The organism is Nocardia sp. XZ_19_369, assembly GCF_015355715.1.
Lineage (GTDB): Bacteria > Actinomycetota > Actinomycetes > Mycobacteriales > Mycobacteriaceae > Nocardia.
This window is the reverse complement of the sequence record NZ_JACVED010000006.1, coordinates 287586-307829: the sequence shown is the minus strand read 5'-3', so window position 1 is coordinate 307829 and position 20244 is coordinate 287586. Positions and strand designations below refer to the sequence as shown.

Annotated in this window: 18 protein-coding genes; 7 read left to right on the top strand and 11 right to left on the bottom strand. The window is 66.2% G+C overall.

The window, feature by feature from the left end; genetic code table 11:
- Positions 1-91: 91 nt before the first annotated feature.
- Together IBX18_RS23570 and secY are read right to left on the bottom strand one after the other, a co-directional pair.
- Positions 92-895, bottom strand: a complete 804-nt coding sequence (locus IBX18_RS23570) for a response regulator transcription factor (protein WP_228541620.1) — start codon at positions 893-895, stop codon at positions 92-94.
- Between the two features lie 50 nt (positions 896-945).
- The gene (gene secY, locus IBX18_RS23565; RefSeq protein ID WP_194835723.1) at positions 946-2250 is read right to left on the bottom strand and encodes a preprotein translocase subunit SecY; all 1305 of its coding nucleotides are present in this window, start codon (positions 2248-2250) and stop codon (positions 946-948) included.
- 399 nt (positions 2251-2649) lie between these two features.
- Here secY and IBX18_RS23560 point away from each other — a divergent pair, with 399 nt between their 5' ends.
- The gene (locus IBX18_RS23560) at positions 2650-3084 is read left to right on the top strand and encodes a hypothetical protein (protein WP_194835722.1); all 435 of its coding nucleotides are present in this window, start codon (positions 2650-2652) and stop codon (positions 3082-3084) included.
- A gap of 242 nt (positions 3085-3326) precedes the next feature.
- On the opposite strand, the gene IBX18_RS23555 is transcribed toward IBX18_RS23560, so the two are convergent.
- Complete coding sequence (locus tag IBX18_RS23555; RefSeq protein WP_194835721.1) at positions 3327-3914, bottom strand: hypothetical protein; 588 nt, start codon at positions 3912-3914, stop codon at positions 3327-3329.
- Positions 3915-4252: 338 nt separating this feature from the next.
- On the opposite strand from IBX18_RS23555, the gene IBX18_RS23550 reads away from it, so the two are divergent.
- Positions 4253-4639, top strand: a complete 387-nt coding sequence (locus IBX18_RS23550; RefSeq protein ID WP_194835720.1) for a VOC family protein — start codon at positions 4253-4255, stop codon at positions 4637-4639.
- Positions 4640-4650: 11 nt separating this feature from the next.
- Here IBX18_RS23550 and IBX18_RS23545 read toward each other — a convergent pair whose 3' ends face one another.
- The 3 genes from IBX18_RS23545 to IBX18_RS23535 all read right to left on the bottom strand — a co-directional run bounded on the left by IBX18_RS23545 (position 4651) and on the right by IBX18_RS23535 (position 7076).
- Positions 4651-5223 carry a PadR family transcriptional regulator gene (locus tag IBX18_RS23545; RefSeq protein WP_194835719.1) on the bottom strand — a complete coding sequence of 191 codons (573 nt, stop codon included), beginning with the start codon at positions 5221-5223 and terminating at the stop codon, positions 4651-4653.
- Positions 5224-5232: 9 nt separating this feature from the next.
- On the bottom strand, positions 5233-5967 hold the full coding sequence (locus IBX18_RS23540) for a VOC family protein (RefSeq protein ID WP_194835718.1): 735 nt from the start codon (positions 5965-5967) through the stop codon (positions 5233-5235).
- Between the two features lie 107 nt (positions 5968-6074).
- The gene (locus IBX18_RS23535; protein WP_194835717.1) at positions 6075-7076 is read right to left on the bottom strand and encodes an NAD-dependent epimerase/dehydratase family protein; all 1002 of its coding nucleotides are present in this window, start codon (positions 7074-7076) and stop codon (positions 6075-6077) included.
- 210 nt (positions 7077-7286) lie between these two features.
- Between IBX18_RS23535 and IBX18_RS23530 the strand changes: the two genes are divergently transcribed.
- Complete coding sequence (locus IBX18_RS23530) at positions 7287-7616, top strand: type VII secretion target (RefSeq protein ID WP_167768771.1); 330 nt, start codon at positions 7287-7289, stop codon at positions 7614-7616.
- The gene (locus tag IBX18_RS23525) at positions 7613-9265 is read left to right on the top strand and encodes a hypothetical protein (RefSeq protein ID WP_194835716.1); all 1653 of its coding nucleotides are present in this window, start codon (positions 7613-7615) and stop codon (positions 9263-9265) included. Before IBX18_RS23530 ends, IBX18_RS23525 begins: the two co-directional genes overlap by 4 nt.
- Positions 9266-9911: 646 nt before the next feature.
- Here the strand turns inward: IBX18_RS23525 and IBX18_RS23520 are convergent.
- The 3 genes from IBX18_RS23520 to IBX18_RS23510 form a co-directional block, all read right to left on the bottom strand.
- Complete coding sequence (locus IBX18_RS23520) at positions 9912-10298, bottom strand: hypothetical protein (RefSeq protein WP_194835715.1); 387 nt, start codon at positions 10296-10298, stop codon at positions 9912-9914.
- A 27-nt stretch (positions 10299-10325) separates the two neighbouring features.
- On the bottom strand, positions 10326-10859 hold the full coding sequence (locus IBX18_RS23515; RefSeq protein ID WP_194835714.1) for a hypothetical protein: 534 nt from the start codon (positions 10857-10859) through the stop codon (positions 10326-10328).
- 114 nt (positions 10860-10973) lie between these two features.
- Positions 10974-11897 carry a neutral zinc metallopeptidase gene (locus IBX18_RS23510; protein WP_194835713.1) on the bottom strand — a complete coding sequence of 308 codons (924 nt, stop codon included), beginning with the start codon at positions 11895-11897 and terminating at the stop codon, positions 10974-10976.
- 315 nt (positions 11898-12212) lie between these two features.
- Between IBX18_RS23510 and aspS the strand changes: the two genes are divergently transcribed.
- Together aspS and IBX18_RS23500 are read left to right on the top strand one after the other, a co-directional pair.
- Positions 12213-14039, top strand: a complete 1827-nt coding sequence (gene aspS / locus IBX18_RS23505; RefSeq protein WP_194835712.1) for an aspartate--tRNA ligase — start codon at positions 12213-12215, stop codon at positions 14037-14039.
- A 73-nt stretch (positions 14040-14112) separates the two neighbouring features.
- Entirely contained in the window at positions 14113-15081 is a 969-nt protein-coding gene (locus IBX18_RS23500; protein ID WP_194835711.1) for a DUF389 domain-containing protein, read from the top strand.
- 974 nt (positions 15082-16055) lie between these two features.
- On the opposite strand, the gene IBX18_RS23495 is transcribed toward IBX18_RS23500, so the two are convergent.
- The gene (locus IBX18_RS23495) at positions 16056-16886 is read right to left on the bottom strand and encodes a hypothetical protein (RefSeq protein ID WP_228541619.1); all 831 of its coding nucleotides are present in this window, start codon (positions 16884-16886) and stop codon (positions 16056-16058) included.
- An 809-nt stretch (positions 16887-17695) separates the two neighbouring features.
- Here IBX18_RS23495 and IBX18_RS23490 point away from each other — a divergent pair.
- The gene (locus IBX18_RS23490; RefSeq protein WP_107657975.1) at positions 17696-18865 is read left to right on the top strand and encodes a phosphotransferase family protein; all 1170 of its coding nucleotides are present in this window, start codon (positions 17696-17698) and stop codon (positions 18863-18865) included.
- Positions 18866-19570: 705 nt separating this feature from the next.
- On the opposite strand, the gene IBX18_RS23485 is transcribed toward IBX18_RS23490, so the two are convergent.
- Positions 19571-19918 (bottom strand): hypothetical protein, encoded by a 348-nt coding sequence (locus IBX18_RS23485; RefSeq protein WP_194835710.1) that lies wholly within the window; start codon positions 19916-19918, stop codon positions 19571-19573.
- Between the last annotated feature and the right edge of the window lie 326 nt (positions 19919-20244).

Here is a 20244-nt window from a genome sequence, read left to right as displayed (position 1 = left end):
GTTCGACGCGGCTGGTGATGCCGAGGCGCGGATAGATGCGTGCCGTGACTGTCGACGGCAATGCCCTGGACACGGACCCCGACTGTCGCTGCTATGTGTCGATCGACCCGATCCGGCGGGTGTGTGCGTAGACCGCGGCGTGGATGCGGTCACGGACGCCGAGTTTGGTGAGTACATGGGAGACATGGGTTTTGACGGTCTGGCCGCCGATGCCGAGGGCGCGGGCGATCTCGGGGTTGGTGTACCCCTTCGCTATGAATCCGAGGACCTGATGTTCACGGGGAGTGAGGGTTTCGACCTCCGGGGTCGCCGGAAACGGTTCGATGCCTGCGGACAGGCGAGTGATCAGCTGCCTGGTCAGTACCGGGTCGATCAGGGCGGCGCCGTGCACCGCAGTGCGGATGGCGGCCAGTAGGTCGTTGACGGGCCCGGATCGCGCGAGGAACCCTGTCGCACCGAGATGTAATGCGCGGTAGAGGTTTTCGTCGGTGTGCTCGGTGGCGAGGGCGAGGATTCTGGTGGTGGCGGTGTCGATCGGCCCGGCGTCGGGCAAGCCGGGCAGGTCGAGATCGATGAACGCGACGTCCGGGCGCAGGCGTTGGATCTCCCGCACGGCGGCGTGGCCGTCGCTGACCTCCGCGACGCAGGTCATATCCGGTTGGCCTGCGATCGCGGCTTGCATACCCATCCGGAACAACAGCTGACCGTCGGCCAGCAGCACCGAGATCGCCGGTCCGCGAGTGGGGCCGGCGTCTCCCGGTTGCTGGTCCACCGAGTAGTTGGCCGACCGCGTGTCCGCGTGCGCGGTAGCGACCGACAGCGTCATCGCGGTGATCGCGAGAATGAGTGTGGACACCACGCGCAGCAGCGGATGGGTCGAGCGGTTCGCAACCATGGTTTCAGACCGTAGGCTCATCGGCCGCCGATGCCCAGCGGGCAGCATGTTCATCGCAGAAACCCCTGGTAATTCCGGTTCAGCACTTGGCTTTCGAGCTGTTTGACCGTGTCCAGGGCGACGCTCACCATGATCAGCGTGGAGGTACCGCCGAAGGCCAGGCTCGACGCCGAACCGGACGCGCCGAAACCCAGCACCAGATTCGGCAGCACCGCAACGGCGCCGAGATACAGCGATCCGGGCAGGGTGATCCGAGTGAGCACGTGACTCAGATGATCGGCCGTCGGCTTGCCGGGCCGATAGCCGGGGATGAAGCCGCCGAATTTCTTCATCTCCGCAGCACGCTCCTGCGGGTTGACGGTGATCGCGACGTAGAAGTACGAGAAGAAAACGATCAGGGCGAAATAGCCGGTGACGTGGACCGGATGATCGGTGTCGGCCAGATACTTCTGAATGAACCCCGCAACGGAGTTCCCCGAACTGAACTGCGCGAGCAGGTTAGGGAGGAAAAGCAGCGACGAGGCGAAGATGACCGGGATGACACCGGCCTGGTTGACCTTCAGTGGCAGGTACGTCGCGGAACCGCCGTACATCTTCCGCCCCACCACGCGCTTGGCATATTGCACCGGAATCCGACGTTGCCCCTGCTCGATGAAGACCACGCCGACGATCAGCGCGGCAATCGCGAAACAGACGCCGGCGAAGACGATTCCGCCCCGGCTTTCCAGGATCGAGCCGCCCTGAGCCGGAATCTGCGAGGCAATGCCCGCGAGGATCAGCAGCGACATCCCGTTGCCGAAACCCCGCTCGGTGATCAACTCGCCGAACCACATGACCAGCGCCGCGCCCGCGGTCATCACGAGCACCGCGGTGAGCATGGCGAAAAGCGAGCTGTCGGCGAAGATGTCCTCGGCACAGCCGCGCAGAAGTTGCCCCCGCGCGGCCAACGCAACCAGCGTCGAGGCTTGCAGCAATGCCAGCGCCATTGCCAGATATCGGGTGTATTGCGTGATTTTGGCTTGGCCGGACTGTCCTTCCTGCCGTAATTCCTCGAAGCGTGGGATCACGACGGTCAGCAGCTGCGTGATGATGCTCGCGGTGATGTAGGGCATGATCCCGACTGCGAAAACCGAGAGTTGCAGCATCGAGCCGCCGGAGAAAAGGTTGATCAGCTGATAGATGCCGGCGGACTCACCACCCGAGTTCAGCTCGATACAACTGCGCACCGCCGCGAAATCCACACCGGGAGAAGGCAGTATCGCGCCGAACCGAAACAACGCCAGCAGTCCGAGCGTCCAGCACACCTTCCGCCGGAGGTCCGGGGTTCGGGCAGCCGACGTGAAGGCGGAAAGCACAGTAGCTCCTGATGGGCGCGACGCTGAGGAGCCGAGCGAATCCCGCACGTGTCGCGGGATCGGCTTGGCAGGGCTCTTCGACGGTATGGAAAGTCGGTGCCCATAAACGTCGGCCGGGAGACCGATTTCGTGCTCCCCCTACTGGGGGAGTTATCTGGCGGAGCGGAGCGGGACTGTCAAAAGCGCTGTCCCGCTATGGATCTCGCTAGCCCCGGTACGGACTGCCAGCCAGGGTGTCCGCGATGCTGTGCGCAGTTCCCTTCTCTACTCCGGGTTCAGCGCAGTCATCCACTACTCCCGCTGGGAAACCGCAGATGGCGTGAATCCCAGGCCCGTAGTACGCGGTGTAAGTGCGCTGCTTACCGGGTCGCGCGGCCATCGGACTTGTAGGCTCCTGCTGTGAGTACAACAGGGGTGGGATCGGTTGCCGCAGAAGGCCCGAAGAAGCGATGGTCGAAGTTCAGCGGGGTCGCCGCACTGGTCGTCATCGGCCTGTACATTGCCGGCGTGGCCAGGTTGGCTCTCAGCGCGGGCTGGGGCGACCAGACGGCGACTCGCCTCTTCGTCATAACCAGTGTTGTTGCCGCCTTTCTGGTCTTGGTCACAGTCGGGCTGGACACCGGCGCGGTAGATGGTCCGCGGAAACGGTGGACAATCCGTAGATCGGTTGCCGCGCTGATCGTGGTCGGCTTGCTCCTGGCAGGCATCGCCACGTCGGTCGTCCGCACCGGCACGGTCTGGAGCGACCCACTGGGGCAGCTGTTCATACAAACGGCAGCGATCGGCATCATGGTCTTCCACATCATTAACGAACCCGGCCGAGTCCGACCGTAGGCTGCTCGCCGCTGTGTATGCGGCCGGGCGGCCACCGCCATCGAGGGGTAGGACCCGTCCTCGACGAACGGCAGCCTGGCCGATACCGCTTATTGGCGGCCCGGGTACGCCGCTCGACGTACTCGATCGAGTGGTGAGCGACAGCGAGCGACGTATCAGCGGTGCGGTGCCCGTGTCTGGTCGGTCCAACACTGCAACGCCCCGTAGTGCGGACGTTGCAATATTTCATCGCGTCGAGACGCTCAGATCTCGTTGGGGCCGAGATATTTTTGGAAGGCGGTTTTGAATCCTGCCAGGCGCATCGTCCAGATGCTGGCAGTCTTGGCTTTCTTGTCTTCGGCCGTCAGTCCCTCTTTTCGCAGCTTGGCTACAGGAGTGGTGCCATCCTCCTTGATGTGCCGTACCAGGGCCTTGTGGTAGGCGGCCTGGGTTTCGCTGATCCGTTCATTTTTGCCGGGACACAGTTTCCAACGGACTTCGTTGGTGAGTTCGGTGGTTCCCAGAACTTCCTTGCGGGCGTCGGCGATGGGGTCCTTGGTCACCTCCGGCGTGCCGAAGGCGACCGGCAGTGCCTCCTTGTACACGAAGTCGATGTCCTGCAGCATCTTCGCCGTGAGCTCATCCGGCGAACAAAACGCCTGGTTGAGCTTCGTGTACTTCTCCGGCGTGATGATCGCCAAGTCGGTGGCGGGGCCGGGCAGCGGCACCCGGAGCAGATAGGACGCCAGCTCCTGCTCGTCTGGGTCCGGGCCCGCGGCGGCCGGTCCGGCCAACCCTGAAAGCATGACGAGCGTGATCGTGGAGAGGGAAATGGCATGCAGCTTCCGCATGGCGAACCTTCCGTCTGTCCGGGCCGCCGTCGACCCAGAAGTTGGTTGATCAGACCTGGCGGCGGCCGCTCGCAGCTGGATGCGCGGTCCGCCGACGCAGTACGACTCGAGTAGCGAGCAGGACGCCCACATCGTCGCCCCGAAAAAGCATTCGTCATACGCGACCACATGGATGGAAACGTGAGTGCGTTCGAGCGGGCGTGTCGCCCGTCAGTTATTCGAAAGATGCGGTCGGTCGCCACCGTCCGGATCATCGCCAGGCACAAATCCAGTGGCCGAACTGTTCGGTGCAGGGTTGAGTGGGGGAGCACAGCCGTTATCCACTGAAAGGTCCGGACATGGCCAGTAAGTTCACCGAGCTCGCGATCGACTGTGCCGATCCCGTGCGTCTCGCTCAGTTCTGGTGTGCTGTCCTCGGTTACGAGGTGCTGGACGAAGAGGACGGGTTCGTCAGCATCGGTTCCCCTTTGGTGCCGGAAGGGAGGGATCGTCCGGGTCCGGTGCCGCCGACATTGGGGTTCGCGCGCGTGCCCGAGGACAAGACGATCAAGAACCGACTGCATATCGACGTCAACCCGACCGACCGGGATCAGGACGACGAGGTCCGTCGCCTACTGGACTTGGGTGCTCGGTACGCGGACGTCGGCCAAGGTGACGTGAGCTGGGTGACCCTCGCTGATCCGGAAGGGAACGAGTTCTGCGTCCTCGCCACCCGCTGCCCATGAACGCACCAGTCTCACTGCCGAGTTTTGTCGTCTGCCATATCGAACGCGCCCGCTTCGAGGCGGCGAATGAGTCGAAGGGTCCATTCGGCGCGACTGTCCGCGGTGTGTAACCACAGTCCGAGTACTTCGCCGACGGGTCCCCAGGTGTCCAGATCGGTGCCGGGCGGGAGTTCGCCGGTGACGCTCCGCCGCCACTGCTCCATCACCTCGGCGCGTTTCCGCAGCAGGTCGATGGCTTCGGCGCGGGGGAGGTCATCGATGAGACCCACGGCGGCGGCGAGCATGTCCATCCGCGGATCCTGGTGGGAGAGCGCGGTGCGCAGCAGCGCGAAGTAGGCCTGGTCGCCCGCGTCGGTGACCTCGTATTCGATGCGCGGCGGCCCACCCGTGGTGCTCGGGGTGATTTCGTGCGCGATCAGCAGTCCTTCGCCGGTCATGGCTTTGAGCGCGTGATAGACGGAGCCGGACTTCACGCCCGCCCATTCATGCGCACCCCAGGATTCCAGGTCGGCGCGTACTTGATATCCGTGCGCACGGTCCCGGCGCCGGACGGCACCGAGGACGAGCAAGCGAACCGCGGACATGCGTTCCTTTCAGTCGGTGGCGGGGGAGCGCAGAACGCGTTGCAGCTCATCGGCATTGGCCAGGGCATCGGCGAGGATGACGCGGTCGGCGTCGGTCAACGGTATCGCCCGGCTGCGGTCGAGTAGTTGCCCTGCCAAGTCCGGGTCGCCCATCCGGACTGCCAATTCGGCTCGATAGGTCAGTGCGTCGACGAGGTCGACCGGTGTCGCGGTGTTCTGCTCGCGCGCCAGGGTGCCGTCGAGAATCTTTGCGCCGTGGGCATTGTCGCCGTGCGAATCGGCCATGACGACCGCGTTGTCCAGCGTCTTGCGCAGCCTGCCCGGGGCCGCGTCGACAGGCTGTTCCGGCGTTGCGGCCTTGGGGTGGAAGCGAATCCAGTTCCCGCCCGGATCGACCACCAGGAATCCGGTGAGGTTGTCGGCGTTCTTGCGCTTGCGTGGGCGCGTCATCCGCGGTATTCCCGAGATCAGTAGCTTGCCGTGCACCGCGCGCATCCCCTCGGCGAAAGCGGCGAACAGCGCGCCGATATCGGGGACCAAGATCACGCATGATCCGTAGGAATCGGCCGGAACGAAGCCTGGGATCGCGCCGAAGTGCAGGTGGACATCTTCCCATCGCATGACCAGGCTCGGGTTCGGGCGGGTCTGCCGGTAGGTCTGTTCGAAGCCGAGCATCCGGTAGAACTCGGCGACCTCATCGATCGAATTGCACGGCAGTATCGGCATCGTCACTTCGCCGGCCATCGAGAACACCCTCTTTCGGAGAATCTAGCCAAATTTGGCTAGCTGCTGAAAAATAGCACCCGGCGGGCGACTAGGCAAGCTTGACTAGTCGGTCCGGGTGCCGTCGATCAGGCGATTTGCCGAGTATCCGGCGCCAGCGGGGTCGGGTCGGCGAAGAACGCGACGAGATCGCGGACGGTCTCGTCGGTGGCGCGCGGGCGGTAGTCGAGTTCGCGTTCGGCTTTGCCGTGGTCCACGACGGGAGCCGAAATCAGCGCGCCCAGTGCGGCTTTCGAGACGATGTCGGACTTGAAGGCCTTGCCGATCGGCGCGAGCAGCGGAATCGCCGCGCCGACGAGCTTGGGGGAGATGGCGAATCGGGGGCCGCGCTTGCCGCCGTGGGCCGCGGCCAGGCGACACAGCTCGAGCATCGAGATCATCTCGCCGCCGAGCAGGTAGTTCTCGCCGGTGCGGCCGCGCTCGGACGCCAGGACCAAGCCCTGCGCCACGTCGCGCACGTCGACCAGGTCGAAGCCGCCGCCGATCATCGCCGGAATGCGGCCCTGCGCCGCGTCGCGCAGCGTGCGGTTGATGCGGGACAGCGGCTTGCTGTAGTCGAGGGGGCCGAACACGCCGGTGGGGTTGCAGAGCACCGCGTCCAGGCCCTGATCGATCACCTTGCGCAGCGCCACCTCGCCGGTCCACTTCGAGCGGTCGTAGACGGGGAGGGTGGGATCGGTGGAGCGAGGCGCACTCTCGTCGATCCGCCCGCCGCAGGTGTACTGGTTGAACGCGTGGATCGAGCTGGTGTGCACCATGCGCCGCGCGCCCACCGCGAGCGCGGCCTCGGCGACGACCCGGACGCCCTCGGTGTTCACCTTCCACGCCAGATCGTTCTTTTCGGCGAGGGTGACCACCGCGACCAGGTGATAGACGATCTCGGCGCCCTGCAGCGTCTCCCGCATCGACGCCGGATCCAGCACGTTCCCGCTGACCCAGGTGACGTTCGGCTCGTCGGCCGTCGGTGGCACCACCCGATCGATGGCAGTCACCTCATGGCCGCGCGCGACCAGCAGGCGGAGCAGATTCGTGCCAAGGTAGCCGGCTGCGCCGGTCACTGCGACCTTCATGGCATCGAGAATATAGAACTTGTTCTAATTTGCAACACGTTCCAGTTTCCTTCCTATTCCCCTTGTGAACGTCGCGATGGGCTCGAAAGTTGCCGGTACCGTCCGCTATATTGAGCCCAACCGTAGCGGCCAAGCCGTTCGGCATGGGCAGACGGTGACGACGAAGAAGTTCACGACACTGATGTGCACGACGATTTGGGGGGCAACTCGATGAGTGATCTCTCGGTAGAGACCGACGCGGTCCGGGCGTTCGCCGCCACGAACGCGGGCATCGCCGGTGATCTTGCGGGGGCAGGTAATTTCGACGCGGTCAAGAACGTCTCGGCACTCGTGCCGGTGTTCGGGTTGATCGGGGTCGACTACCTGGCAATGTTCGCCGCGGCGCAGGTGCTGCAGGCGAAGGACATCAATGATCTGTCCGCCAAGTATTCCAAGCTTTCCGAGTCGGCGTTCAGCGCCGCCGCGGCCTACGACGCGACCGACTGGTCCAGCTCGGCCGCGCTCAACGCCATCGGCAACCAGATCGGCGGCGCGGTATGAAGCCACTCGACACGGGGGTGATCGCGCCGGAGGAGCATGCGATAGCGCACGCCGCCGATCAGAACGTGGCCATCAGTCAGCAGGCCGTGTTCGAGGCGACGCAGAACTCGGCCGCCCAGGCTGTGCTCGACGTGCCGCTCGGCCAGGTGCCCGACGATATGCCGCCGATCGAGTCGCCGGAGTTCGTGCTGTCCAAGCGGATCAGCGACGAGCAGAACAACGCGCTCGCCACGCCGGCCGGCCTGCCGGGCATGAACGGCAATCCCACGCCGGACGCGCAGAGCATCGTCGGCGTGCCGTCCGATGTCTCGGCCCTGCTCGGTGACACCCAATCCGCGCTGCAGCACGTGTCCGCGCCGGTGACGCAGGCGCTCGATCAGGCGACCGGCGTGCTGAACGGCGCACTCGGTTCGGCGCCGAGCTCGGCCGCCGCCGCGGTGAACCAGGCGGCCGCCGCCGTCCCGACCGCACTGCCCGCGCTGCCCGCCGACCCGGTCTCCGCGCTCATGCAGGGCGTCGCGGTGCCCGCGCTGCCCGGCGTCGACCTGTTGATGAAGCCGATCCTCGACCTGCTCAGCAGCTTCGGCACCGGCGTCATCGGCGCGCTCGACCCGACCGCCATCCTGAGCCAGTCCTCCAAGGTCATCGACATGGCCATGCAGGTCGGCAAGGGCAGCATGACCACCGTCGAGCAGCTGTGGCAGAGCCAGGCCGCCCGCAACGCGCAGGCCACCAGCCAGCAGGCCAACACCGAAGGCCAGGAAACCAGCAAGCGCGGCATCGACATCTCCGAACTCACCCAGCGGGCCGCCGCGGTGGTGCAGCAGGGGAACGCGCAATTGCTCACCGTCGCTTCGTCGTTCGCCACGCAGGCGACCGCCATGGCGCCGGTCATCCTGACCCCGCCCGCCCAGGCCACACTGATGGCGTCGGCTACCGAGCATCTCGGTCAAGCCGTCGGCATCGTCAACGCCACCCGCGGCGATCTCGCCGGCAAGACGGGCGAGCTGAGCGGCATGGTGCAGCAGCTGGTCGCCCCCGGCGGCGGACCGGCACCGCAGGAGATCGCGCAGGCGCTGGCCCAGAACGTCGGCCAGCCGATCCTGGAGCAGGCGCAGTCGACCGCGTCGGAGACCGCGACCCAGGCCGCAGGCTTGAACTCGTCCACCGGCGCCCCGACTTCGACGTCGCCCGCCTCGGTGAACAGCACCGGCAGTCCGAGCACGACCAGCCACGGCACTCCGGTCGGCGTGCCCGGCAGCCCGTCGAGCCGTACCGGCACGGGCAGTCCGAGTAGTCGGCCGAGCACCGGCACACCGTCGATGCCCAAGGCCACCGCGCTGCCCGGCACCAGCATGTCACCGATCCGGTCGATCAGCGGTGTCCCCGGCACCACCGGTTTCGGCCCGACCTCTACCGGCACGCCGAGCACTACTGCGGCAGGTGCGGGCAGTGGATTCATGGGCGCTCCCGGCGCTGCAGGCGGTCAGCGCAACGAAGACGAACACTCGCGGAACGTGCAGCCTTACCAAAGTGCCACCGGTAACGACGATCTCACCGGTCCGCTCGGTGAATCCACGCCGGATGTCATCGGTGCGACGCACTCGGACGAGATCATCGGCTCCGACTACGAGCAGGATCAGTTCTAGGTACGGATCGTTCGGGGTAGCCCGGCTCGAGCAGTGGAAGTTGCTCGGGTCGGGCTACTTGCTGTTCTGGGTGGTTGGCCCGAGCGCGCGGCGGAAGTGGGTTGTACTGCCCGAGAATAGTTGGGCCGCATCCAGATATGCGGTCGGCATATGGAAGCTGCTCCGCAGCAGCGCCATCCGTACGGTGCTGCGAGGTCTGGGCCGAACCGATGTTCCGCGCTCTACCGAACGGGACGTGGTGGCGGGGAATGTCGAGTGGAAGCGCCGTGATGTCCCGCTGCGCGGAGCCGGCGAGGTCGAATGGGACATGGTTGCGAGGAATGCCGAGTGGCGCCGCCGCTATTACCCTTTCGGCAGAGCCGGCGGGATCGTGGTTCGCCGTGCGGGACATGGTGGCGTGAGATGTCGCGTAATGCCGCCGTCGTGTCCCACCCGGTGAATCTGGCGAGGTCGAATGGGGCGTGGTGGCGGGAAACGTTGAGTGGCGGTGCCGCTTGTCCTGCTTGGCGGAGCTGGCGAGGTCGTGGTTCGCCGAATGGGGCATGGCGGCGGTGAAACATCGAGTGGCGGTGCCGCTTGTCCTGCTCGGTGGAGCTGGCGAGGTCGAATGGGGCGTGGTGGCGGGGAGGGGTAAGTGAGGCCAGCGCTATGTCCGCTCGGCGCAGGTAAGTTGAGCGGGCCGCCGACTGCGTGCGAAAGCTGGGCTGTGGCGTGAGGTGTCGAGTGGCGCCGCCGTCATGTCCCGCTTGGTGAAGCTGGCGAGGTCGAATGGGACGTGGTGGCGGGGAATGCCGAGCGGCGGTGCCGTCATGTCCTGCTCGGTGAAGTCGGCGCAGTCGAAGGGGGCGTGGTGGCGTGAGGTGTCGAGTGGCGCCGCCGTCATGTCCCACCCGGTGAAGCTGGCGAGGTCGAACGGGACCTGGTGGCGGGGAATGCCGAGCGGCGGTGCCGCTATGTCCCGCTCGGCGGAGCTGGCGAGGTCGTGGTTCGCCGAGCGGGGCATGGGGGTGGGGAAGTCGAGTGGCGTCGCCATGTTCCGCTGGGCGGAGCCGGGCGGGGGTCAGCCGCCCGGGGTGAACGCGTCGAGGAGCTTGCGGTAGAGATCGGCGAAACGTTTGCGGGCCGATTGTTGGTCGGGGGACAGGCCTTCGGTGGACCCGGGGGCGTAGACGATCAAGTGCGCGTCTGCTTCGGGAGGCTGTGGCATGAGGTCGATGATCTGACTGCCCTGGTCGGTGATGGTGGGCATGCCGAAATCGAGATCGGCGAGAGCTTTGGTTTCGGCGAGGGCAGCGGCCAGGAGCTCGGGCGGAATATGGCCGTTGACCTTTTGCGGGGGCGTGTCCGGGTTTCGTTCCGCGGCAACGGCGTCGAGGGTTTTCACAGCGCGTCCATCACCGGACACCTCGAGTTGGGGGCGCAGATCGATGCGGGTCTGCCAGCCGTTCGGGATGGTGGTGAGGGTGAGCAGCGCCAGTGGAGCGGAGACGGGACCGTGCGCCGCCGGCTGATCGGGCGGGTCGGCTGCCGCGGTTCCGGTGCTGATCGCGAGCGTCAGCATGGCGACCAGCAGTGCGGCTTTCGTTCGTCGCATAGTTCGCAACCTCCGTATCGATGAAAACGCTCCGCTGACATCGCACAGGGATGTCAGCGGAGCGTCAAATCCGCGCGTGGCGAATGCCGTTGGCGTGTTGGGCAATCCGACCGGTCAGCGCAGTGCCGGCGGGTTGTCCACACTCGGCGCGGAGTAGGTGTCGCAAGCCTTGACCTGGCCGGTCTTGTACCCGGTGAGGAACCACTTCTGCCGCTGCTCCGACGACCCGTGTGTCCAGGCCTCCGGATTCACCCGTCCCCGGGCCGCCTGCTGGATCCGGTCGTCGCCGACGGCCGACGCGGCCGAGAGCGCGTCGCGGATGTCGTTGTCCGACAGCGGCTTCAGGAATGGCTGGTTGCTGCCCGGCGCCGGAGTCTTGTCCGCGTAGTGCGCCCAGAGACCGGCGTAGCAGTCGGCCTGCAGTTCGGTGCGCACGGCGGCGGAGTTCGCGCCCTGCGGATCCCGTTGGGCGCGGTCGATGTCGCCGAGCTGGTTCTGGATGTGATGGCCGATCTCGTGCGCCACCACGTATTCCTGGGCGAGCGGTCCGCCGCTGGCACCGAAGCGGTCGACGAGTTCCTGGAAGAAGCTGACGTCGAAGTAGGCGGACTGGTCTGCCGGGCAATAGAACGGGCCGACCGCGCTGGTCGCATTGCCGCATCCGGTGCTGATGGCACCGGAGAACATCCGGACCTTCGGCTCCACATAACGCTGGCCGGTCTGCTTCGGCAGTTCGGGTGCCCACACCGCGTCCAGACTCTGGATGGTGAGCGCGACCCGGCAGTCGACGTATTTGTTCGCGCTCGCTCCGTCTGTGCAGTGTTCCGGCAAGCCACCGGGCGCCGGTGCCACCTGGGAGTCCTGGGCGCCGGTGAGATCGCCGAGCAGCGAACCCGGATCGCCGCCGAGCAGCAGTGCCAGCACCAGCACGATCAGCCCGCCCGCTCCACCCCCCAGCGCGATTTTGCCGCCCCTGCCCGGTCCGCCACCTACCGAAACCCGGTCGGGGTCGATCTGCATGCCCTCGTTGAAGGTCATCGTCGTCGCTCTCTGTGTTGTCGCCTGCCCGGGCGCCGCGTGGTCTAAAGCTTGACACAGGCGGGGCGAGGTCTGTTTCCACCCGGCGGACGTGTTTCGCTACGAGCACGGGATGCCACGTTCCGGGCGATTCAACCGGTGAGCGGCGCAGCGGAATCGACGCGGCGGACGGATCGAGCGGGATCGGCGGACCCACGCCGTCGCGACTGAGGTGAACAGCATGGATATCGGTTTCCGGCTCAGCGGCCGGGCTGGCTACGATGACTACCGCACCTGGCCATTGCCTGCCGGTGCGAAGTCGTCGAAAGGAACCTTGTGCTGCGCACCCACTTGGCTGGTTCGCTGCGAAGCGAGCACGCCGGTCAGACCGTGACCCTCACCGGATGGGTGGCCAGGCGGCGTGACCACGGTGGCGTGATCTTCATCGATCTGCGCGACGCGTCGGGTGTGTCGCAGGCGGTGTTCCGCGAGGGCGAACCGGCCGAGCAGGCACACCGGCTCCGCGCCGAATACTGCGTGCGCGTCACCGGCGTGGTGGAGCTGCGCCCGGACGGCAACGAGAACTCGGAACTGCCGACCGGCACCATCGAGGTGAACGTCACCGAGCTCGAGGTACTCAACGAGAGCGCGCCGCTGCCGTTCCAGCTGGACGAGCAGCCCGGCGAAGAAGCCCGGCTGAAGTACCGCTACCTGGACCTGCGCCGCGAAGGTCCGGCGCACGCGATCCGCCTGCGGTCCAAGGCGAACGCCGCCGCCCGCGCGGTGCTGGCGAACCACGAGTTCGTCGAGGTCGAGACGCCGACGCTGACCCGCTCCACCCCGGAGGGCGCGCGCGACTTCCTGGTGCCCGCGCGCCTGCAGCCCGGCAGCTTCTACGCGCTGCCGCAGAGCCCGCAGCTGTTCAAGCAGCTGCTCATGGTCGGCGGCATCGAGCGCTACTACCAGATCGCGCGCTGCTACCGCGACGAAGACTTCCGCGCCGACCGCCAGCCCGAGTTCACTCAGCTCGACATCGAGATGAGCTTCGTCCGCCAGGAAGATGTGATCCTGCTCGCCGAGCAGATCCTGGTCGGGCTGTGGAAGCTGATCGGCTACGACATCCCGACCCCGATTCCGCACATGACCTACGCGGAAGCCATGCGGCGCTTCGGTTCCGACAAGCCGGACCTGCGTTTCGGCATCGAGATCACCGAGTGCGCCGAGTACTTCAAGGACACGCCGTTCCGGGTGTTCCAGGCGCCGTACGTCGGCGCCGTCGTCATGCCGGGCGGCGCGAGCCAGCCGCGGCGTCAGCTCGACGCCTGGCAGGAGTGGGCCAAGCAGCGCGGCGCCAAGGGTCTGGCTTACGTGCTGATCAACGAGGACGGCACGCTTGGCGGCCCCGTCGCCAAGAACCTGAGCGACGCCGAGCGCGACGGGCTGGCCAAGCACGTCGGCGCGGTGCCCGGTGACTGCGTGTTCTTCGCGGCCGGTCCGGCCAAGGCGCAGCGCGCGCTGCTCGGTGCCGCGCGTGGCGAGATCGCCCGCAAGGTCGGGCTGATCGACGAGAACGCGTGGGCGTTCGTGTGGATCGTGGACGCGCCGATGTTCGAGCCCGCCGCCGAGGCCACCGCGAGCGGCGATGTGGCACTTGGTCATTCGGCGTGGACGGCGGTGCACCACGCGTTCACCTCGCCGAAGCCCGAGTCCGTCGACACCTTCGACACCGACCCCGGTTCCGCGCTCGCCTACGCCTACGACATCGTCTGCAACGGCAACGAGATCGGCGGCGGCAGCATCCGTATCCACCGCCGCGATGTGCAGGAGCGCGTCTTCAAGGTGATGGGTATCAGCCTGGAGGAGGCGCAGGAGAAGTTCGGATTCCTGTTGGACGCCTTCGCCTTCGGCGCTCCGCCGCACGGCGGCATCGCGTTCGGCTGGGACCGCATCGTCGCGCTGCTCGCCGGGCTCGACTCGATCCGTGAGGTGATCGCGTTCCCGAAGACCGGCGGCGGCGTCGACCCGTTGACCGACGCGCCCGCACCGATCACCGAGCAGCAGCGCAAGGAGGCGGGACTGGACGCCAAGCCCGCAGCCAAGGGCGACAAGGCTGACGCGAAGGGTGACAAGGCCGACGCGAAGGCGGACAAGCCCGCCGAATAACGGTGGGAACGGTACCTTCTGGACAGTTTCAATCCGTCGACCCGCCGGGCGACGCTGACCACGAGGGGATCCGTTGCTGCATCTGCGCATGATCAGCCCGTCGGACACCACCGACAAGGTGCTGGCCGTGCTCGCCGCGAACCCAGGGGCCACCCATGTGACCCTGGCTCGCGGCGTCGCGGTGGAACCCGCCGGCGACTTGATTCAGGCCGACGTCGCGCGCGAGGCCGCCAACGAGGTGCTGGCCGAGGTGACTGCGCTCGGGATCAGTGAATCCGGCGGCATCACCCTCGGGCCGGTCGAGACGGTGTTGTCGGAAGCGGGGGACCGGGCGGTCAAGGCGGCGCCGGGCGATCCGACCGACGCGGTGGTGTGGGAAGAACTGCTCGCGCAGACGAAAGAAGAGTCGACGCTCAACTCCACCTTCATCGCCTTCCTCACCATCGCCTGCCTGCTCGCCGCGGTAGGTGTGGCCACCGATTCTCCGGTGACCATCGTGGGGGCGATGGTGGTCGGGCCGGAGTTCGGTCCGCTGGCCGCGTTCGCGGTCGGTATGGTGCGCAGAGACTTTCGGCTCGCGCGCCGATCCGCGATCGCGTTGGCTGTCGGGTTCCCGATAGCGATGGTGATCACGCTGTTCGCAACGTTGATGTGGGAACAGTTCGGCTGGATCAAGCTGAACGGCGTGGAGAGTCTGCCCAACGTCGACTTCATCTATGAGGTAGGGCCGTTCTCGCTGGTCGTCGCGTTGCTGGCCGGGGCGGCGGGCATGCTGTCGCTGGTCACCTCGAAATCGGCGGCACTGGTCGGTGTGTTCATCTCGGTGACCACCGTGCCCGCTGCCGGATTCGCCGTTGTCGCGGCCACTTTGGGGGAGTGGAACGCGGCGTTCATGTCCGCAGGTCAGCTTGCGGTGAACCTGGCGGGCATCGTTACGGCCGGTGTGATCGTGCTTGCGCTGCGGCCGCGCGCCGGCAACGAGTTCGGTCCGTTGGAACGTTTCAAGCGGTGGATCGGTATGCGCTCGTTGGTCGAGAAGTAGCACTACAGGCCCGTAACTGCACCGGTCTATCTGCCGTGTGACAGCGGCTGAATCTCGAGCGGTGCGTTCCGTCGTTGGTCGGTCTGTGGAGGTGGCCGCAGACGAGGTGTTGAGCGGTGCGTTCTGTCGTTGGTCGGTCTGTGGAGGTGGCCGCAGACGAGGTGTTGAGCGGTGCGTTCTGTCGTTGGTCGGTCTGTGGAGGTGGCCGCAGATGAGGTCTCGGGCACTACGTTCCGTCATCGGTCAGTCTGTGAGGCCCCGGCTGAGGTGTCAGGCGCGTTCCTCGCCTGCCAACTCGAGGTGGTGAGAGCGGCCGAGTGTGGCGCTGCATTTCGTTAGCTGCACACCCATTCCTTCGAGCGGCGCACCCCAGTACAGCCCCTGTACCGGGAGCGGTGCGTACCTCCACCGGCTGAGCTGCGGGGAGATCGTGGCTACCTCTATCGCATGCTCCGGCGCCTAGGTGTATGCCGGTTGTTCCGTGCTATCGCGACGGCACCAGGTCGAAAGTATTGTCGCCGACGTGGCGGTTGCCAGGTGCCCCCGGCACGGCGTTCCTTCGCCGGTTGATCTGCTCGGAGGTGGCTGCGGCTGAATGTCCGGTGGTGTGTTTTCCGGTCAGCCTTCCGAGGTGAGCGTGGCCGGTTTCAGGCGCTATGTCCCTTCGCCGGTCGATCTGCGGCAGACCAAGCGGTTACCCCGATCGCATGAGTACAGCCGCACACTTTCTGATGTGGCGCATACAAAATCGCATGCAATTTCGTATGCGCCACATCAAAAGTTGTGCGGCTGCCGGGACGGCGGCTGAGGTGTCACGCGTTGCGTTCGTCCGCAGACCAACCTGCGAAGGGTGACCGCGGCCCAAGTGTTCAGCTCTGTGTTTCGCCAACTGCACACCCTTTCTGTAAGCGGCACACCCAGTACAGGCTGTGTGCGGCTTACCGAAAGGGTGTGCGGTGCCGACGTGTGGCGGGTTAGAGGGGGGAGACGGTGCCTGCGGTGAGGGTGCGGTAGGCGTAGGTGACTGCCATGACTGCGACGGGTCCTGCCACGAGTAGACCGAGGCCGCACAGTAGAACACCGACGAAGGTGACGAACAGGACGGAAAGGGCGAGCAGTAGTACCGGCCAGATGTTGGTGACCACCAGGGTGGCGCTGGACTTGATCGCCTCGAATGGCCCCTCGTTCTGGTCGACGACGAAGTGCAGGGAGAACATGCACAGGATGCCGGCGATCAGTCCGGGGACGAGGCAGAGCGCTGCACCGATGACGGTCAGGAGGAACGCCAACAGGGCGGTGATCAGCACATTGCCGGCGTTCACGAAACGGAAGTACGAACCGAAATGCGGTTTGTAGCCGTCGGTTTCATAGAGTGCGCCGCGTACCATGGCGGCCTGCAGCAGCCAGACGGCGGCGAGTACCGCGAGGAAGATCAGTAGTACCGGCAGCAACGTCGTGGGGTCGGTGAGTTGCACGACGAGCACGAAGCCGAGGTAGATGACCAACCCGCATGCGATCACTCCCATCCACGGCCCTGGATTCGAGCGGAACCGTTCCCAGCCGTAGCTGAGCGCCTGGCCCACATCGAGGGTGCCGGGTGCGGAAGCGGCGGCCTGCTGGTAGCCGTAGGTGGGTGGTGTTCCCGGCGGGGGCATCATGCCCGGCTGTTGCATGCCGCCTTGTGGTGGCGCACCGTAGGACGGCACGTTCCCTTGTGGCGGCATCGATCCCGGTGGCATGGTGCCTTGCTGCGGCATTGATCCGGGTGGCATGGTGCCGTGCTGCGGCATGGATCCGGGCGGCATAGAACCCGGTGGTGGTGATCCCGGAGGCATATCGCCTTGTGACGGCATCGATCCCGGTGGCATGGTTCCCTGTTGCGGCATCGACCCGGGCGGCATCGTCCCCTGTTCCGGCATGGCACCTGGCGGTACGTTTCCTTGGGACGGCATGGAACCCGACGGCATGTTTCCTTGTTGCGGTGATCCCGACGGCATGTTTCCTTGGGACGGCATCGATCCCGACGGCACGTTCCCCTGCGAGGGCATCGCGCCCTGCGGCCCGGTGCCTGCCGGTGGCGCAGTACCCGGAGGCATACCCGCGGGTTCCGCTCCCGGTCCGGTCCCTGGCGGACCGTAACTCGGCTGCGCCGTTTGCTCAGGATGTGCTGATGGCTGCGGCGGTGCGACCGGCGGCGGTGGCTCGACGGGTTCGCTGCCGTACTGCGCGGCACCCGGACCTTCGAACTGCGGGTACCCGGCCGACCCCGCCATCTCGTGCCTGCCGTGCTCGGCGCTCGCGCCCGGCGGCTGCGGTGGGTGACTCTCGTGCTGACCCTGCTGCGCCGCGCGGCGTTCGTCGTCTCCGTGCTCGGGAGGGTCGCCAGCTGATGCGTGGGGCGGGGGAGGCGGTGTGCCGGTCATGCCATAGACCTTTCCACTCAACTGGTTTGCGGTGTGGCGCAGAGCAGTTGACGATGAGAAAACCTGACGGGTGCAATCGTGTCAAGCAACGGCCGCCCGTCCCGTAACCTCGAGAGAGACACGCCGAACGACGCGGAAAGGTTGTGTATCCGCTCGCTAGAAGTGACCTGATGCGAGTAACTTGAAGGGCGATGACCGCACTATTGGCCGAACGCGCCGCCGAAGTCGTGTCCGCAGCGCAACAGTTGCTCACAAAGCGAATGGGTGCTCCGGTAAAGCTGAGCGATCCGATCGAACTCAGCGGTAGTGGTAGAACGACGGTTCTCCGTGTCCGTGTAGCGGAAAACCCCTACTCGTTGCCGCGAACTCTCATCGTCAAACAAGTTCGCGGACACTCGCAGGACCGCACCACGGGTGGTCTCGCGCCCGGAGTCGCCAGCATCGACTCCGCGTTCCTCCGTGAAGCGGTCTCGTACCAGTTCACCACCGCCCTGAGCCGCGAACAGCGACCGGGCGCGTACCTGATCGCGCACAGTTTGCCTGAGCGTTTGCTGATCCTCAGTGACCTCGGCGAGAATTCGCTGCTCACTCAGATGTTGCGGTCCGGCGCCGAACCGGCGACCAGGAACGGGATGATGGCGTTCGCGCAGGCGCTCGGCCGCATGCACGCCGCCACCGTCGGCCGCGAAGCCGATTTCGTCGCCCTGCTGCGCCGCGTCGACGTGGTGCATCGCGTGGACGGCATTGCCCAGCAGGCCGAATCCGCGATCGCCGAGGTGCCCGGACTGCTGCAGCGCGAACTCGGCATCGAGGTGCCCGGCGAGATCGCCGAACGGATCGTGCGCGGCAACCGGCTGTTCTCCGCCGGGCGATTCCGCGCGTTCAGTCCGTCGGATCTGTGCCCCGACAACGTGATTCTCAACGAGGAAGGCGCACGCTTCCTCGACTACGAGTGGGGCGGGTTCCGCGACGCCACCCTCGACATCGCCTACGCACTGGTGTCGTTCCCCGGCTGCCTGTGCGACTTCGAACTGTCCAGGGAACGCGCCAGGCAGATGGTTGAAGCATGGCGCTCCGAGGTGGTCGGCGTGTGGCCGGCCCTCGCCGACGACGAGCTGATGTCCGAGCGCATCCTCGAAGCTCGACTCATCTGGGTGTGGTTGTCCACCTACTGGTTCCTCCCCGCAGACCACGCCCGCATCGCCGCCGCGCGCGAACACGGCATGTCCGTCCCGCGCTCGGAAGCCTTGATCAACCGCTGGGCCGCACTGGCCGAAGACGCACGCTGCACCGGCGACGACATCATCGGCGACTTCGCCGAAGACGTCTCAGCGATGCTGGAAGAACGCTGGTCCGAGTAGCAGAACGCACCCACCGCGCCCCGCACCGCCGACTTGACGTAGATTCCGTGCTCTTGACTGAGGTTGCAGCATGCGTCAAGAGTGCGGAACTTGCGTCAAGTGAGATGAGCTGGGGTTTGGTGGTGAACCCTCTGCTGGAGTTGCGTTGGGGGTCTGTGGGTTTTGCGGTGGCGGTGGCGGCTTAGGGGGTCGCAACTGGCGGGTTGGTGCCACCATGTTGCGCTCGGTGGGATCGTCACGTTCGAGCCTGCGCAGAAGCTCGAGCGCCGAAGTATGGCGCACCTCGCACTGTCGAGCGATCGGTCGTTGGCCGCTCCGGTTGTCGAGCGATCGGTGGTTTGCGCTGTGGCTGTGGGGCGAGTGGCGCGTGACGGCGGGCTCGTCACGTTTTGCCACCACCAGCGCTACGCCGACGCCTTTCGGTCCGCGGTAGCAACGGCTTCGCTGGACGAGTTGTCGCCGAACGGGACAGCCTGGTGGGGTTCACTCGCGTTTGATGCCACCATTCCTGTTCGGCGGGCGGTGACCTCTAGGAGGTTGCCAGGAGTTGCAGCGTCACTGAATTGGGTTGGCGCTGCGGCGAATCACGCGGGTCGCCCCCCGAAAGTAGCGCTAGCGACGGGCCGATAGTAAATGGCACAATGCGTAAGAGTCCGACTTTAAGCGTCGGAATTGATCGAGGGGGCCATCATGGGTTACCTGCTATCAGCGATTGCCGTGCTGGCCATCCTTGCCGCCGCATTCACAATCCTGGTCATCCGCCGCCGCAACGCGGACCGCCACGACCCCGGAAACCCCCTCACCCGCGCCCAACAGGCAGGCACCCAGCTGAGCGGACAGTTCCCCGGTGGTGGCCGAAACCGTCGGCGCGGCAGGAAAGGCTCCCGCGGTTGGGCCGCCAGCGGCGCAGGCATCGGCATCGGTGGTGGTTGCGGCGGCGGCGACAGTGGTGGGGGCAGTGGCTGCGGAGGCGGCGGCGGTGGCGGGGGAGGCGGCGGCGAGTAGCTCGCCGCAGCCCAAACTCCCGGCCGTGGCGAATACATTGCCGCGCAACCCATCAGCTCGTGGTTGACTGCCTGGCCTTACCGCGCCGCCGACGCTCGGTTCGCGCCGCAGTCCGTCGCTCGTGGCCGGGTGCGATGGCTTTACCGCCGCAGTCCGTCGACCTTGTCGGTGCGACACGCCAATCGCCGCCCTAGTAGGTAGTTCTCGCCGCTATAGCCCGGCGAGTGGTCGCCGATCAGCATTGTCGCCGCAGCCCCGCTGGATAGTTTTGCCGCCGCAGTCGGCCAACCTTGCCGGTGCAGCAGGCCAATTACCGCCGTAGCAGGTAAGTCTGGTCGCCTGTCAGCTTGTCGCCATCGCTGTGCTCGCCGCAG

Bases quoted from the DNA above. Each gene is read 5' to 3' on its own strand.
- IBX18_RS23570 (WP_228541620.1), bottom strand. From the start codon at position 895: ATGGTTGCGAACCGCTCGACCCATCCGCTGCTGCGCGTGGTGTCCACA.
- IBX18_RS23515 (WP_194835714.1), bottom strand. From the start codon at position 10,859: ATGCGACGAACGAAAGCCGCACTGCTGGTCGCCATGCTGACGCTCGCG.
- IBX18_RS23525 (WP_194835716.1), top strand. From the start codon at position 7,613: ATGAAGCCACTCGACACGGGGGTGATCGCGCCGGAGGAGCATGCGATA.
- IBX18_RS23495 (WP_228541619.1), bottom strand. From the start codon at position 16,886: ATGCCGCCCGGATCCATGCCGCAGCACGGCACCATGCCACCCGGATCA.
- IBX18_RS23535 (WP_194835717.1), bottom strand. From the start codon at position 7,076: ATGAAGGTCGCAGTGACCGGCGCAGCCGGCTACCTTGGCACGAATCTG.
- IBX18_RS23530 (WP_167768771.1), top strand. From the start codon at position 7,287: ATGAGTGATCTCTCGGTAGAGACCGACGCGGTCCGGGCGTTCGCCGCC.
- IBX18_RS23520 (WP_194835715.1), bottom strand. From the start codon at position 10,298: ATGGCGACGCCACTCGACTTCCCCACCCCCATGCCCCGCTCGGCGAAC.
- IBX18_RS23555 (WP_194835721.1), bottom strand. From the start codon at position 3,914: ATGCGGAAGCTGCATGCCATTTCCCTCTCCACGATCACGCTCGTCATG.
- IBX18_RS23540 (WP_194835718.1), bottom strand. From the start codon at position 5,967: ATGGCCGGCGAAGTGACGATGCCGATACTGCCGTGCAATTCGATCGAT.
- IBX18_RS23510 (WP_194835713.1), bottom strand. From the start codon at position 11,897: ATGACCTTCAACGAGGGCATGCAGATCGACCCCGACCGGGTTTCGGTA.
- IBX18_RS23490 (WP_107657975.1), top strand. From the start codon at position 17,696: ATGACCGCACTATTGGCCGAACGCGCCGCCGAAGTCGTGTCCGCAGCG.
- IBX18_RS23550 (WP_194835720.1), top strand. From the start codon at position 4,253: ATGGCCAGTAAGTTCACCGAGCTCGCGATCGACTGTGCCGATCCCGTG.
- IBX18_RS23545 (WP_194835719.1), bottom strand. From the start codon at position 5,223: ATGTCCGCGGTTCGCTTGCTCGTCCTCGGTGCCGTCCGGCGCCGGGAC.